The sequence below is a fragment of the Chlamydiifrater volucris genome (assembly GCF_902806995.1).
Classification (GTDB): domain Bacteria; phylum Chlamydiota; class Chlamydiia; order Chlamydiales; family Chlamydiaceae; genus Chlamydiifrater; species Chlamydiifrater volucris.
The window spans coordinates 166,799-180,800 of record NZ_LR777654.1 but is presented as its reverse complement, the minus strand read 5'-3'; the positions used below and the strand labels follow the sequence as shown (position 1 = coordinate 180,800).

The following is a 14,002-nucleotide window of genomic DNA, read 5'->3' as shown; positions in this document are numbered from 1 at the left end:
ATGTGTAAACCAAGCCCTGCCTTCCCCTTTCCTGTGAAGAGAGAAGTTCCCTTAAGTAAATATTCTACATTTCGAGTAGGAGGCCCTGCAAAATTTTTTAAAGCAATTACTACAGCAGAGGAAGCTGTGGAAGTTTTCCGTTTCTTACGTCAAACTCCCCTCCCCTACTTTATTTTAGGAAAAGGTTCTAATTGTCTATTCGATGATCTAGGATTTCGCGGGCTAGTTCTACTCAATAATATTAATAAAAAAAAATTTTTAACCTCTACTTTGTTAGAAGTCTGTTCTGGGCATTCTTTCGCTTCTTTAGGACGGTACACAGTCTCGAAAAAATTAGGCGGCTTAGAGTTTGCCTCAGGAATCCCTGGATCAGTGGGCGGAGCTGTTTTCATGAATGCTGGAGTACAAAAGCAAGCAACTGCAGATACTGTTGTGAGAGTTAAAGTAATTAACCAAAACGGAGAAATCGTGTCTTATGGAAAACCCGAGTTAAGTTTTGGCTACCGTTCATCGCGGTTCCAAAAATTCCCAGAATTTATACTGAGCGCAGAGTTCCAGTTGTATCACAACCCTGATTCTTCTGTCTTAGAAAACTCCTACAGGGAAAAAAGGATGAAGACTCAGCCTTATAAACAACTTTCCGCTGGATGTATTTTTCGGAATCCTTCAAAAGAGGTGCCTGCAGGAAAGCTCATCGAAGAATGCGGCCTAAAAGGGCTAAGTGTTGGCGATGCTGTCATATCCCCAACGCATGCTAATTTTATTGTCAACAAAGGTGCTGCCAAAGCAAAGGACATTTTAAAACTTATCGAATTAGCAAAAGAAGCCGCACAAAAACGCGGTTTCTCCCTACAAGAAGAAGTCCTTATCATTCCCCACAGATAGTCCCTGGCGAACTTCATAAGACATTTCTTTTAAAAACAAATAGTTCCGGAGCTAAGCTTCGATTCACCATTTTACGAAGAACTACTGTCCAAGCCCCTGGATCTAAAGCTTCAGCAAACGATTCTACTGCTTCTTTTTCTCTTTTTCCTTCTTCATGTCCAGGATAACAGATAACTGTAATAATTCCCTCTGGATGAAGAAGATCTAACGCTTTGTTTAAACTGACAATGGTGTCTTCCGTAACAGTTGTAATATCGTGATTTCCTCCAGGTAAATACCCTAAATTGTAATGAAATAACTTGGCTCCTTTCTCATCCAAACAAACGTGAGAGCCATGCTTCAATAGGATAATGTTAGCCTCCTCTTTACTCAACAAGGCATTGAAAGCCACCTGAGACTTGATCAATGCTTCTTGCTGAATATCGTAACCGATAATTTTTCCTTTACCTTTCAAAAGCTTGGCCATTATGAGGATGTCCTTGCCATTACCGCATGTGGCATCTACAGCCACATCTCCGGGGACTAAAAACTCTGAAAACAAACGATGAGCCACCGACACCACATTAGAAAAAAATGTCTTCATAACAAAAAACCCGACTAAAATTTTTGCAAAAAGTGCTTACTATTTTCAAAATCTTTTAGATTTTTGAATTGAAAAGATAAGATTTCTCATGGTAACATCCCTCGTGGTCTGGGGTATTAGCTCAGTTGGTTAGAGCGTCACGTTGACATCGTGAAGGTCAGCTGTTCAAGTCAGCTATATCCCATCGTTTTCAAATCTGGCTCGAAAGATCTTCTTCCCCTTCATTCTCCATAGGTTTTCAAACCAAGAATTCCCATAATTGGTTTCTATTTCTTCGTAATAGGGCTGTAGTTGTTGGGGAGAAAATTTTTTCATAATAGCAATCAAGGAGGCCTCTAAAAACTCTATATGATCTGTAACTACGGATAATATCCCCCTAGCACACATAGATTTAGACAGATCATCTACAAAAGCTGTTTGAAACAATCGATGCTTATGGTGCCTAGGCTTGGGCCATGGATCTGGAAAATTAACATGCACCTCGCTGAAAGAAGCTTTGGGAACAAAATCTTTGAGAAATGTTTGTGCATCACCACATACCAGAAAAAGATTCTGCAATCCCCTGTTCTCCCTTTTTGACCAAATTTTCCGGATTCTATCAAACCTTCTTTCAACAGCAACCCAATTCTTATAAGAAAATTTTTCAGCTTGGTCTATAACCCAGTCTCCATTTCCCGAACAAACCTCACAACAAATAGGATTGCTTCCTGGGAATAATTCTTCCCAAGAGGGCATAACAAACTGCTCGTCTAACTTTGATGTTGAGTAAGAAGGAATGAATAAAATCCCATCTCTAATAAGGATGTGTTGTCGACTTCTGTCGAATGGAAGCGGTAAATCTTTGGGTCTCACAGAATACCAACGATTCTAGTTAAAGAGTGTGAGACTATAAACATATATGAATTTTCGGCCAATACGATTGGGAAAATGTCACAAAAATAAAACGAAAAGGTATGCAAATAATTTTATTTAATCGAAAAAAACACAAATTAATACTAAACTATGCCGACAAGCTTGTTAAAATAAAAGGTTTTTATGAAAAATTTTTATTGTTTAATTGCAATTCTTTTAGCTCCACTAACCTTTAACACAAGTTTAGGATCCGAGGAATGTCTGATAACGATGACTGCAAAAGAACAAAATATGTTTCGTAGGAGCTTACAAAGTCTCTTAGATATGGCTTTAGAAGATGGAGCTGTTTTTTTGAGCACTTTAAATCAACTAGAAAAGCAACCAACAAAACATGCTCACTCTACTTTTAATGAATGTTATGAAAATATTTTAGAAGTAGCTAAAAACATGGAAACGCTTTGCTCGCTCGATGCACAAATCAAAGAAGGCTCTGCATGGAATGTAATAGCGGAAATAGCGGAAGAGCAACTTCTCGTTGATGAATTCATGAACGAAGAGGAAATTTTGTCGTATATGAAGCAAATCAGATGTTTGAAAGAAAAAGAAACTGCTGGCCAAGCCATTATTAAAATGGCACGCGAAAATTACTTGGACCTCGGGGAAGAAAACACGGTCTTAACCATGGTTTCCGAAACAGCCGAAGCTGCAATTGACGAGGGAAACGTTAACTTGGCGGAGGAAGAAGATTTTCTTTTCGAGAAGGAAGAAGAAATTGTGCTCACAACAAATGTATTAGCGGTTAACAGCAGCGATCTTTAGTAATCAAGAGCTAGCTCAACTGCATATGGTGCGGTTGAGCCATACTCCTAAATCGGTTCTTACCAATTTAAGCTACCAGCAGTTTGATACTCTGTAACACGAGTTTCAAAGAAATTCTTCTCTTTGTTTAAGTCCATGGTTTCACTCATCCAAGGAAACGGATTTTTGGCGTTGTAAATAGGCTTAAGACCTATTCTCTCTAATCTTCTGTCAGCTATATGTCGAACATAATCTATAAACATGGAAGACTTAAGCCCTAAAATACCCCTGGGCAAACAATCTTCCGCGTAAGCAATCTCTAACTCAACAGCTCTTTCAATCAAAGTAACTATTTCTTGCTGCAACTCGGGAGTCCATACCTCGGGATTTTCCTCCTTGATACCGTTGATCAAATCTATACCAAAATTTAAATGAATGGTCTCATCTCTAAGGATATACTGGTACTGTTCTCCGATCCCGGTCATCTTATTTTGTCGATGGAACGACAATACCATAACAAAACCACTGTAGAAGAATATCCCCTCCATAATGACATAATAGCCAACTAGATTTTTGATAAAATCCTTTATCCCTTCTACCGAATCAGTAGAAAAATTAGGATCCAGAATGTGAGTCGTTAAAGACATTTGAAAATCATCTTTAGCTTTAATGGAAGCTCTCTCATTGTACGCATTAAAAACTTCTCTTTCATCCAATCCCAGAGACTCACAGATATATAAAAAAGTGTGAGTGTGCACTGCCTCCTCAAAAGCTTGTCGTAAAAGATATTGTCTAGCTTCAGGATTAGTTACGTGCTTAAATATCGCCAAAACAATGTTGTTTCCTACCAAACTTTCAGCTGTGCTAAAAAAACCTAAATTTAGAAGAATCACCCTACGCTCATCCTCGGACAACCTATTAGACTTCCAAATCTCGATATCTTTGGCCATGGACACTTCTGTAGGAAGCCAATTATTGGCACAACCATTAAGGTAATGCTCCCAAGCCCATTTGTACTTGATTGGCACCAACTGATTAACATCAACCTGGTTACAATTGATTAAAAATTTCTGGTTAACATCTACCCGTTTACTTCTACCTTCTAAAAGATCCCCTTCCATAATAACCTCCTTTTCAGCAACCATTTACTGGCACGCTTCACATCCTTCTTCCATACTACAAGCCTTGGGAGTGGAAACTCTTTCTACAACAATACTTGTCGACGCAGACTTATTTTTCATCCATCGAGGCTGTATACCTCTCTTATTGACATCCGTGAAGGATTTTTCAACAGAAGTGGCGCCCATCGATCGCAAGTAATACGTTGTCTTCAGACCTTTCTTCCATGCGTTAATGTACATATTGGATAACTTCTTACCATCGGGCTCACCAAGATATAGGTTCAAAGATATCCCCATATCTATCCATTTAGTCCTTCGCGAAGCACACTCTATTAACCAATCTGGGTCAATTTCAAAAGCCGTAAGGAATATCTTCTTAAGGTCATCAGGAACTCTTTCTATTTCGGATAAAGAACCGTCAAAATATTTGAGATCATCGAGCATATCATCATCCCACAACCCTCGTTCTTTTAGTTTCTGAATCAAATGCACATTGGGAATAGTAAACTCTCCCGAAATATTAGATTTTACAAATAAGTGTTTGTACGTAGGCTCTATTGACTGAGTAACCCCTACAAGATTTGATATTGTTGCTGTCGGTGCTATGGCCATTACCTGGCAGTTGCGCATACCATACATTTTTACAGCCTCTCTGACAGGGGTCCAATCCTTTTTACTGGATCTATCTTGAACCAGATTGCCCTCATCACGAACTTTCCCTAATAGCTCTATAGTATCTATAGGCAACAAACCTCGATCCCATTTGGATCCCTTGTAAGATTTATATACTCCTCGCTCCTTAGCTAAATTTGCAGAAGCCAAAATAGCGTAGTAGGAAATCAACTCCATACTTTCATCTGCAAAAGTGACAGCTTCCTCTTGGGCATACCCTATATTTTGCATGTATAAGGCATCTTGAAAGCCCATTACGCCTAGACCTACAGCTCTATGGGTAAAGTTAGCCTTCCTAGCTTCAGGAATAGGATAAAAATTTAAATCTATTACGTTGTCTAGCATGCGGATAGCAACAGAAACTGTTTCTGCTAATTTATTTTCATCTAACTTACCATTTGTAAAATGCTCAGCCAGATTGACAGACCCTAAATTACATACGGCAGTTTCCTCTTCAGATGAATTTAGTAAAATTTCCGTGCATAAGTTAGAACAACGAACTACCCCACAATGGTCCTGTGCAGACCGAACATTAGAGGGATCTTTAAATGTCATCCAAGGATGGCCTGTTTCATACAACATGCTCAACATCTTGCGCCAAAGAGATGCGGCTTCTACAGTTTTGTGAATTTTAATTTCTCCATTTGCAGCCTTTCTTTCGTACTCTTCGTACAAAACTTCAAACTCCCGACCGTAAGCTTCATGCAAACCAGGAACCTCATCTGGACTGAACAGAGTCCACTTTTGATTCGCTAGCAACCTTTTGAAGAAGAGATCCGGAATCCAGCTAGCTGTGTTAATATCATGGGCGCGCCGTCTATCATCTCCCGTATTTTTACGCAGATCTAGAAAATCTTCGTAATCGTAGTGCCAAACCTCCATGTATACGCAAGCAGCACCCTTTCTTTTTCCCCCTTGATTCACAGCTATGGCTGTATCATTTACCACTTTTATGAACGGAATAACACCCTGGCTTTTCCCGTTAGTACCAGCTATGTGAGCCCCAGTAGCTCTTACGGACGTCCAGTCATTGCCTAATCCTCCAGCCCATTTTGATAACAAGGCGTTGTCGGAGATCAATTTAAAAATATGGTTCAAGTCATCCTTAACCATAGACAAGTAACAAGAACTAAGTTGAGAATGTACAGTCCCAGAATTGAAAAGCGTTGGAGTTGCTGGAACATAGCGAAAATCTGAAATTAAGCGATAAAAAGCTATAGCTTGATCTTCTTTTTGGGCACCCTCATTCAAAGCTAACCCCATAGCTACCCGCATCCAAAAAATTTGAGCAGTTTCTAAGCGTCTACCATCGAGCTGATTGTAATAACGATCATACAGATTCTGCGCTCCCATGTAAGCAAATCTTCGATCCCTATTTAAATCCAAAGCATTTGCCAACTTGTCAAGATCAAAATCAGCCAAAGCTGGGTTTAACCTGTACTTTTCTCCTTGTTTGATATACTCCTTAAAATACTTTCTCTGAATATCCTCTAAATCGGGATTGGTGATACCTGTTCCCAAAGCTTCACGGTAAACTATGTCCATCAACAAATCAGAAGCTACAAAAGCATAATCCGGCTCTTTTTCTATACAGGCTCGAGCAGCCATGATACACGCCAAATCTACTTCAGATTCTTTTATTCCAGAGTACAAATTGGAAAAAGTCATATCCACTAACATTTTGGGATCGACGGTAGAAGGAAACCGCTTGCCTATCCAGGAAAATTTACGAAATAGATCTTCTTTCCTAAGGATATAAGATTCCCCGTCTTTGCGTACAACCTCATATACTTCTTCGATTGCAACGGAAGATCCCTCACTCTTAGATCGCACTCTAGCTCTAGCTTCTCGATACAAAATGTAGCTCTTAGCTACCTCATAATGTCCAAAAGACATCAGTGTCTTTTCAACAACATCTTGTATAGTTTCTATGTGAAGTCCTATTTCGGCATCGCTGTGTATGAGGAATAACTCTTCTATTATGGATTCCGTCAAGCTATTGATGGTAGGAACAGCCTCTGAACCTGCTCCCCCGTCCAATGTTGCACGAAAAGCTTTCTCCAAAGCCGAAGAAATTTTCATAGGATTAAAGCGCACTTTCGTCCCATCTCTACGAATAACAACAACTTTGCCCCATCGGCTTTCTCTATATGACTTACGATTATCACGATAGACTATATAATCTCTGGCAACATCTTGCATGCCACTTCTATATAACTGACTCTCAACTATATCTTGAACTCTTTCTACAGTAACAACTTGTCCTTCGTTAATCTTTTCGACAACTTCTTTAACTACTTTTGCCGTAATATCTGATATCGTTAACTCCAAATTTTCCGGTAGGGGTGCCTCGTTGCCTAGTTGCTTGGTATCTCGAAAAGCAGCCTCCAGAGCTCGACTTATACGATCCCTGCTCAATGGAACAAACATCCCGTTGCGTTTAACTATTGAACATTTGTCTTCTTGAATTTCTGCTTCTGCCATAACTTCCCTGCTCCGTAATTCTCTTCAGAAAAATCCAAATCAGAAGTATCTCCTTACTGCTGATCTAGAAAGCCCTCAAAACACTTTATAGAGTGCTAAAAATTTCACTCTGTCCACCAAAAAAACTTGAAAAAAAACCCAAAATCGAAAAGCGGAAACACCCCTCAAAAACCCAACATATAGTGCATATTAACCGCCATGTATACCATATATAGGAACTGAGCTGCTTTATCTGCAATTGAAAAATACAGTCTCTCTCGCGAAAAAACTCTGCCGACAAGCGAACCATTTTTCACGCCCCAAAAGGGGTCCGACTAGAATGGGAGAGGGTAAAAAAACGATCTTTTTTCTGCATCTATTTTCCCAACTTTATCCCCCTTAAAGATCACGGAATCACCATACAGTACAAAATCCAAAAGCTTGTTGATTTTATAAAATTCTGGCATGCTTTGGTGTAGTAATGAAGTAATCACCTATGACTGATACGGACTTTTCTCAACGTCAGCGCCGGCGTGTTGTCGCACCAAACACCATTACAGCCTTTGGTCTGTGCTGTGGACTTTTTATTATTTTCAAAAGCATGCTTTCAACATCCGGTCCCCAAGAATTATTGCATCGCTTGCAAGGATTAGCGGTTCTCCTAATCTGTTCGATCGTTGCTGACTTTTCTGATGGTGCTGTCGCCAGAATTATGAAGGCAGAAAGCGCCTTTGGCGAACAGTTTGACTCTCTCTCTGACGCTGTGACGTTTGGTATAGCACCATCGCTAATTGTTATCAAAAGCGTGGAAGCTTTGAGCATAGGAAATTTCTATTCTTCAATTCTCTTGATCTGCTCTATGATTTACTCCCTTTGTGGAGTCTTGCGCCTCGTTCGTTACACGATTATGAAGCGTCATAACAACACGGAAGAAAAGTTACCTAAAGGTTTCTTTAAGGGGCTACCTATTCCTGCAGCCGCAGCAGCTATAGTGTCGTTAGCCTTATTCCTATCATCTGGAAGTGCCTCCATGATCTCCCCTAGCCTTCGCTTACCTCTTCTCTGCTGTGGACAGTTACTGCTAGGTGGGTTGATGGTCTCCCGTTGGTATTTCCCATCTTTGGGAGCTTTGCGTTTTAGGATTTCCTCTTTTCTGCTCATAGTTCTTTTAGGAATCTTTGCTTGTCTACTTTTCCTAGGAATCATTGATCACTTCGTAGAAGTATTTTTCCTTGTCGCTTGGGCATACATTTTTGCTATCTTTCCTGTAGCTGCTTTTTCCAGGAAAGCTATTACAAAGAGCAAACGGAATTAACATGACCTTTACTTACTCACAAAGTTCCGGCAAGTAAAATAAAACCCAGACACTTTCTATGTCTTTCCCATATTTTTTCGTACATTTTTTTTTAGGATTGATCATTGGTTCGTTGCTAATGAAAGTCTTAGATCTTCGCACCAAAAGATCTCTAGAACATTGTTTCGAGAAAGAAAAGGCGGCAAATGAAATTTTAAGAAAAACCCTGGAAGAAATAGTTCAAAGGCATCATCTAGAAAAAGAGATCCAAAATAAAGAATTTGAAAAAACATTAAATCAATACAAGTTGGAGAAAAACTTTCTGGCTCAGTCATTGGAATCTCAAGAAGATCGAAAAGTACTAATCGAAACCTTTAGTAATAAACTAGCCTGTTCTACTCAATCTCTAATCAAAGAAATACAAAAAGAAACAAAGGAATATTTTTCAGAAAGATCTAAGCACTTCGAAGATATCATCTCTCCTGTTAATTCCGTTCTCAAAGAATTTAAAAAAAATATCGATGATTATGAGAGAAAACAAGCTGAAGAGCGCGGCTCTCTAAAAGAACAAATCTCTCAGCTAATGGAAGCTGAAAAACAGTTAGAAACACAAACCTCTGCACTAAGAAATATTCTAGCTCATCCAGCCAAAAGAGGCCGTTGGGGTGAAGTGCAGTTGGAAAGAATCCTCGAACTCTCTGGAATGTTAAAATACTGTGATTATGAAATGCAGGTATCCTCTTCATCCGGTCAGTCGAGAGCTGATGCCGTAATCCGCTTACCCCAAAATCGGTGTCTTATCATAGATTCTAAGGCCCCCTTATCAGAAAGTTATCTGGAACAAGGCGAGTACGACAAAGATGACATGATTTCTAGAATCAAAGAACACGTTAGATGTTTAAAAGCAAAAGCTTATTGGGAGAAATTTTCTGAAACACCAGAATTTATTATCCTCTTTTTACCAGGAGAGAGCCTATTTAACGATACCGTTAAACATGCTCCAGAACTTATGGATATCAGTGCTTCTTCCAATGTTCTCATTGCAGGACCTTCCACTCTACTTGCGTTACTGAAAACTGTCGCTCATACTTGGAAACAAGAAAACTTACACCAACAAATTCAAGAAATTGGATCTTTAGGAAAGGAGCTCTACGAACGTCTAGGTGTTGTTTTTAGGCATTTCAATAAATTAGGGAACAATTTAAGGACAGCCTCCCAAAGTTATAACGAATTGGCTTCCAGTCTACGAACTAGGATGTTACCCACAATCAAAAAATTCGAGAAACTGGATGTAGCTCCTCAAAACAAACATATCTCTGAAGTTACTAGTATTGAAATCACTAATAAAGGGCCTCTTCCCATTAACCCAGAGGATGAAGAAGAATTGCTGTTATCAGAAAAACTCCCTTCTTCTATGACAACTAAAGAACTCTTAGATGAATAATCTCTAGTTCTTATTGAAGATCAGCAACAAACCAACCTTATCACCCCTAGAAACTAACTCTCTACCTTGTCAGAAGCAGAAGGTACGGGCCTTCGTTGCATAGTAGGCAAATCAATAAACTCAGGAGCAGCTTTCCCATTCGTCACTGACTTGTTTTCCATTAACATTCGATAACAATCGATAAGGTGATCCACCCCCTGCAGCGCCCTATGCGGAGTAGGCTCTTCGGCTAAACCAAAGTACGAAGCTATATTGTTTTTTGACAGTAATCCAAAAAAACTTTTGGCTATATGCCCCCTTTCTACCACCTCTAAGGCCCAGAACATGGATGCCAAATCAAACCAATGATAAGGTAAATTCAACCGCTGCTGCTCTTCAGCAGAAACAAGCTGTGAAAAAAACGCTCTATCCATACTGGGATTCTGGCATACGAAGACTGCAGAAAATTTGGTGATATCCAGCTTAGAAAAGATCTCTAAAATTTCAGCAGCAACTTCTCCCTCCGTTTTGCCATAACTATTTACGTAAGATTTATCCAATCCGTTAATACAAAAACTTTCCTCGCTTCTTTGCGCCCAAACTCCTTTATCTTCATGCTTAATCAAAGACGAATATGAAGACAAGACCTCATAAGTATCGCTATGAACGATTCGAAAAGCTAATTCCAATATTTTATGAACTTCTGGACGTAATCCACAAGTTTCCGTGTCCAAAAAAATCAAAAACATGAGCAAGAAAAGAGACGTTTACTAATTTACAACGTACCCTTTATCTTTTTTTTTACAAATAACTTTTCTCCTCTAATGGAGTATCCATCCTACTTATGAAACTGGAGCACAGACTGAAAGATCTTCTACAACATCTGAACTTTCATTTAACATCTCTCTACCGGAGAAAGTTACAAATACCGAGTTTTCTTTCTGAGAGGAAAGCCAACGAGAGAAAGCTGTCGTCACTTGCTCCTTCGAGACACTTAATAAATTCTTCCTAAATTCTTGGCGAGCAATTGGGTTTCTCCCTGAACGCAAGCGGAAGTATGCTGCTGAAGCACGCCCCCCAGGAGGAATAACTGAATCTATATCTTGAACGACACCAAGAATACCCTCTCTTACGTCCTTATCTTTAAAATCTCCATTAGCAACAGCCTCTAAAGCTTCATAAAAAGCTTTCTTAGTAACAGAAATTTCTGGATCTCTATAACTGTAACAGTAGAAAACTCCTCGGGATAGATTAACGGAAGCTCCTGACCCATAAGCTCCGCCCTGCTCTCGAACTTTCGTATGTAGAATGACATTATCTAGTATCTCAGCAGCAACGAGCAAAGCAGCAGAATCAGGATCTTCATAACTAAAATCTCCCAAAGGAAAAGCCAAAACATTGAAGGCCGCTCGCACAGGAATCTCGTAAGCTTTAGACGTTGCTTCCAACAAAATCTCAGGAGTCTTCCATTCCTTCAAAGTCTCTGACGAACTCTCCCTCAACACACCAAAGAAATTTTCATCTTGAAGAACCCCAAAAAGAGCCTTATTGCAGCTCACCAAAAGGGATTTCTCCCCCTGAAAACACTTCGCATACAAAGTTTTCAAATTATTTATGACTTCATCAGGATTTTCTTTAAATAGCTTTACCAACTCGCAAATCTTACGCACATAAGGGATCCCTGAGGAAAGATAAGAAACTGCCGAAGCAGTCGATAAAGCTGAACAGGCCTCCCCTATAGCATATCCCATGGGGTTATTCCGGATGCTATTTGTCAGAGCTTCCTCATGCTGCATCAGCAGCTCGCCAATTCTCCTAATGTCGGAAAAATCTACAGTAGTTTTTAAGTCGGAAAGGACAGAAAACAACTGCGATGCTCTCGTAGACAAAGCTTTGCCTCTGAGACTTATCGAAGGTTTTAGAATAGAAGGATCCTTGGCCTGAGATGACCATTCGTAAGAAACATCTACCCCTCCCGTATTTTCTAGAAGAAATTCCAAGTGCTCCTTGTAATTCCTTCCTCCACACCCCAGCTGTGGCATGAGGAAAGCTAAGAGACGCAACCAAGGCAGCTCTTCCTTGGTAAGAGCTGGCAAATCTGCAACAATATCAACAAAGATAATATCGTTGGTGAAACACTCGTGATGGTAAACTTTGCCATAATCAGCCTCGACAACAACCAAATCATACTCCTTCCCTGTCGGGGGAATTTTGTCTAAAGTTATTCCAGGCAAAACAGCATCTATATCTTCCTCCGCCGAACGATACTCCTCCAATTGCTGAGAAACCCGTTCTATCCTCACCCGATCTTCATCAGTTAATTCCAAGCCTATCTCCGATAATCGCTTCCTTTCTTCCTCACTTTCTTTAGCATTTAACTCCGGATCCGGAACCATTATAATGCGAGAAAAGTGCGTATTGCTTAAGAAATATTTTCGAATCAACCCAGGCAAATAAGTACGGTCTTTAATTTTTTCCCTAAGGGTTGAGAATAAGCTGTGAATTCTTAACGCATCAGCAGGATCTCCCCCATGCTGCTTGAGAAGTCCAGCTCGGAAAAATAATGACAAACCGTAAGGCAGAGAATAACCTGTTATCTCTTTGCGAGAGAGCTCTAATTGATGAATAGCTCCTTCCACTAAATTTTCAGAAAGTCCTGTGTTAGCAATGTCCTCCAACGTGGAAAAGATCAGCCCTTCAAGCTCTCTAGCTCCTTCAGGAGAACAACCTTTACAAACCAGGGTCACGGGGATCTCTCGAATCTCATTATCAATAACTAAATCTGCTTGCTTACAGTAACCGGATTTTAACAAACAACTTTTGAGAGGAGCAGCGTCAGTGCCCATTAAAACCAACTCTAAAACATTAATGGCCAAAAGCTCTTGCTGCTCCAAAATGGAACAAGTCAACCACGACAACCCAAACAAAACCTTGTCTTTTTGCCCAGGATCCGCCGGATAAGATAATATTTGCCTTACTGGCTCCTTAAAACGCTTCTGCAAAGGCATCGAAAACACAGTCTTGTCCACCTTTTTGACGTCTCTGAGCAATTTTTCTTCTAAAAAATCCAAATGCGCAGATGGCTTAATGTTGCCGTAAAAATAAAATAAACATCGACTCAAGGTGTAATTAGATTCATGGAAACTTTTTATGTCATCTAGAGTCAACGAAGGAATCTCTTTGGGATCTCCTCCGGAATTTACTCCGTAAGTAACCGAAGGAAACAGAGATGCATTAAGAGCTTCCGCTAAGCGAGACTCCCCAGACATCAAAGCGCCTTTCATTTCGTTAAAAACAACACCATTAAAGATCAACTCTCCATCTTCTAACTCTAACCTCCACCCTTCTTGGAGGAAAGCATTTTCCGCCAGCAAGGGATGAAAGGCTGCATCTATGTACATGCTAAGAAGGTTATAAAAATCCTCAGGTATCTGGGAGGCCGCTGGATAACAGGTGAAATCTGAACCCGTAAAAGCGTTCATGAATGTGTTCAAACTTCTTCGAGTCATGGAAAAAAATGGGTCACGAACAGGATAGTTTACGGATCCGCAGAGAGCCATGTGTTCTAAAACATGTGCAACCCCATTAGAGGTTTCAGGACAAGTGCGAAAACTGATATTGAATACATTCTCATCATCATCATGCATAATCATCATGATAGAAGCACCTGTAGGCTTGTGCTCAGCTTCTAACAAAACGCTTTCGATTTCTGGAATTTCTCTATACGACCGTATAACAAAGTTACGATATGAATCTCCAGCCTTCATTCCCTTCTCCCGAGTATTTGCTGCTCGATCTATTTTGTCTCATGATTTAGAATCGAGAAAAATCCTGGTGAGACTAAAAAAACCGAATTCCTATTCAATGCTGTTTCCGACAAGAACTAAATTAAGTTACCTTGAACATTAATT

Annotated in this window: 10 protein-coding genes and 1 tRNA gene; 5 read left to right on the top strand and 6 right to left on the bottom strand. The window is 39.9% G+C overall.

Annotation, left to right across the window (positions count from 1 at the left end; translation table 11 throughout):
- Window positions 1–885 (top strand): UDP-N-acetylmuramate dehydrogenase, encoded by an 885-nt coding sequence (murB, locus tag KJA62_RS00740; RefSeq protein ID WP_213318143.1) that lies wholly within the window; start codon window positions 1–3, stop codon window positions 883–885.
- A gap of 13 nt (window positions 886–898) precedes the next feature.
- On the opposite strand, the gene mnmM is transcribed toward murB, so the two are convergent.
- Window positions 899–1,468, bottom strand: coding sequence for a tRNA 5-(aminomethyl)-2-thiouridylate-methyltransferase MnmM (gene mnmM, locus KJA62_RS00735; RefSeq protein WP_213318142.1), 570 nt, complete (start codon window positions 1,466–1,468; stop codon window positions 899–901).
- 110 nt (window positions 1,469–1,578) lie between these two features.
- On the opposite strand from mnmM, the gene KJA62_RS00730 reads away from it, so the two are divergent.
- A tRNA-Val gene (locus KJA62_RS00730) sits at window positions 1,579–1,652 on the top strand.
- Here the strand turns inward: KJA62_RS00730 and KJA62_RS00725 are convergent.
- Entirely contained in the window at window positions 1,643–2,320 is a 678-nt protein-coding gene (locus KJA62_RS00725; protein WP_213318141.1) for a tRNA (guanine(46)-N(7))-methyltransferase TrmB, read from the bottom strand. The genes KJA62_RS00730 and KJA62_RS00725 overlap by 10 nt on opposite strands.
- Before the next feature lie 183 nt (window positions 2,321–2,503).
- Between KJA62_RS00725 and KJA62_RS00720 the strand changes: the two genes are divergently transcribed.
- Window positions 2,504–3,139 (top strand): hypothetical protein, encoded by a 636-nt coding sequence (locus KJA62_RS00720; protein ID WP_213318140.1) that lies wholly within the window; start codon window positions 2,504–2,506, stop codon window positions 3,137–3,139.
- Window positions 3,140–3,198: 59 nt separating this feature from the next.
- On the opposite strand, the gene KJA62_RS00715 is transcribed toward KJA62_RS00720, so the two are convergent.
- The gene (locus tag KJA62_RS00715; protein WP_213318139.1) at window positions 3,199–4,239 is read right to left on the bottom strand and encodes a ribonucleotide-diphosphate reductase subunit beta; all 1,041 of its coding nucleotides are present in this window, start codon (window positions 4,237–4,239) and stop codon (window positions 3,199–3,201) included.
- Between the two features lie 24 nt (window positions 4,240–4,263).
- Window positions 4,264–7,395 (bottom strand): ribonucleoside-diphosphate reductase subunit alpha, encoded by a 3,132-nt coding sequence (locus KJA62_RS00710; RefSeq protein ID WP_213318138.1) that lies wholly within the window; start codon window positions 7,393–7,395, stop codon window positions 4,264–4,266.
- Window positions 7,396–7,870: 475 nt separating this feature from the next.
- Here KJA62_RS00710 and KJA62_RS00705 point away from each other — a divergent pair, with 475 nt between their 5' ends.
- Complete coding sequence (locus KJA62_RS00705; protein ID WP_213318137.1) at window positions 7,871–8,689, top strand: CDP-alcohol phosphatidyltransferase family protein; 819 nt, start codon at window positions 7,871–7,873, stop codon at window positions 8,687–8,689.
- Window positions 8,690–8,807: 118 nt separating this feature from the next.
- Window positions 8,808–10,112 carry a DNA recombination protein RmuC gene (locus KJA62_RS00700; protein ID WP_213318136.1) on the top strand — a complete coding sequence of 435 codons (1,305 nt, stop codon included), beginning with the start codon at window positions 8,808–8,810 and terminating at the stop codon, window positions 10,110–10,112.
- Between the two features lie 53 nt (window positions 10,113–10,165).
- Here KJA62_RS00700 and KJA62_RS00695 read toward each other — a convergent pair whose 3' ends face one another.
- Entirely contained in the window at window positions 10,166–10,840 is a 675-nt protein-coding gene (locus KJA62_RS00695; protein WP_213318135.1) for a 3'-5' exonuclease, read from the bottom strand.
- A gap of 93 nt (window positions 10,841–10,933) precedes the next feature.
- Window positions 10,934–13,858: an insulinase family protein gene (locus tag KJA62_RS00690; RefSeq protein ID WP_213318134.1), complete on the bottom strand. Its 2,925-nt coding sequence runs from the start codon at window positions 13,856–13,858 to the stop codon at window positions 10,934–10,936.
- Window positions 13,859–14,002: the final 144 nt, after the last annotated feature.